The organism is Candidatus Manganitrophaceae bacterium (assembly GCA_012960925.1).
In the GTDB taxonomy this organism is placed as follows: Bacteria; Nitrospirota; Nitrospiria; order SBBL01; family JAADHI01; genus DUAG01.
Genome location: DUAG01000063.1, coordinates 322 through 1917, shown reverse-complemented (window position 1 = coordinate 1917; position 1596 = coordinate 322). Strand labels below are relative to the sequence as shown.

Below are 1596 nucleotides of genomic sequence, written 5' to 3'. Positions count from 1 at the left end.
GCAAGGCATTTGTTGTTTCGGTTTCTCCATTATCCTTGGTTCCGGCATCTTAAAACGGTGTCGCAGTCGGTTGAAGGTAGACCAGGTGTAACTCCGGCGTTGACTCCTCCGATTCAGCCAATAAAACACCGTTCGGCAGGTCTCGTAGTAAAACTGATTCAAACTGCTTCCATTACCAACCAGGCCATAGTAGTTCCATGTCCCTCGCAGTTTGGCCGCCAATATTTTCATCAGTTCGGGGAGCTTTACCGATCGGTGGGATTTAATCCATTCCCTCATTCGTTGCACACCGGCTCGAAATTTCTTTCGCGCCGTGCGTCGCTTCACTGTCGGTCGGCCTTTTCGATCTTTTTCCCAGCGAAATTCAAAGCCAAGAAAATTAAACCGCCCATTATGGTGACCTCCATTCTTTCCGAATCGCAGCATCTGAGTTTTCTCTTCCGCCACCTCCAGTCCAAACTCGGCCAGCCTTTCCTTCAGTGCTCGCTCAAATGCCGCCGCTTCGTGTCGATACTCAAAGCACGTTACGAAGTCATCCGCAAAGCGGCACAACTTGTAACGACCCCGATTCTCTCTTTGCACCCCTGCTTTGAACCATCGGTCCAAGACACAGTGCAGGTACACGTTGGCCAACATCGGCGAGACGATCCCTCCTTGCGGGGTACCCGTTTCCGGGTGGATCACTTTCCCATCCTCTTCCAGGATACCAGCCCGCAACCATTTGCGGATAAGGCCCAGCAGAGCGCCATCATCGATCCTTTCCTCCAACATCTCCAGTAACTGGTCATGCTGAATGTTATCAAAGAATCCCTTAATGTCCGCTTCCACCACAAAGTTGTACTTCCCCCAGTGCAGTTGGTCCGTCAAAGCTCGAACCGCATCATGCGGCCCGCGCCCCGGCCGGTAGCCATAGCTACACTCCAGAAAGTCCTCTTCATATATCGCCATCAGAATTTGCGTCACCGCGGATTGCAGCAGCTTTTCTTCCAGCGTTGGAATCCCCAGCGGTCTCCGTTTTCCAGGACTCTTGGGGATGTACTTCCGTCGCACCAGTTTTGCCCGGTAGGCTTTGCGTTTCAGTCGGCCCACAAGGTCAGTCAGATTGGCATCCAGGTTCTTTTCATAATCCTGAAAACTTACTCCGTCTACTCCGCTTGCTGCGTCCTTCCGTAATCGATAGAAACACACTCGCAGAACCTCTTCATTGAGCCATCGATACAAATCTCCGAACTGATGATGCTTTACCTCTCTTGCCTTCTTGGCTATGGCCCGCAGGAAGGTTTGCCAGTTGTTCTCCGCCATTCTTGCGGTACTGGTTTCCTGTGCAGGCTGCGTTTTTGTGTCGATTCCTTTCCCAGCTTCGGGGACTTCTCCTTGCCGTTGGTTACTATGAATCGATCCGAATCCCTGAATCCCGTCAGGCGACACTTCTTTTCGTTGTGTCTCCTTACCCGCTTGGCTCTCGTAGTTAGTGCGGCGGGAGAACTCAGGGCCTCCCCAGTTCCGGGCGTCTTCTTCTTCGCGTGCCACCCTCTCTGACCATCTTAAAAAAGTCAAAATCACCCAAGAGGTTCAAATCGCCCTCACCAGTCGTTC

Annotated in this window: 1 protein-coding gene; it reads right to left on the bottom strand. The window is 52.1% G+C overall.

The window, feature by feature from the left end; translation table 11 throughout:
- Positions 1-1302, bottom strand: a 1302-nt coding sequence (ltrA, locus tag EYQ01_10030; GenBank protein HIE66121.1) for a group II intron reverse transcriptase/maturase, incomplete at its 3' end; no start/stop codon positions are given.
- Positions 1303-1596 lie beyond the last annotated feature (294 nt).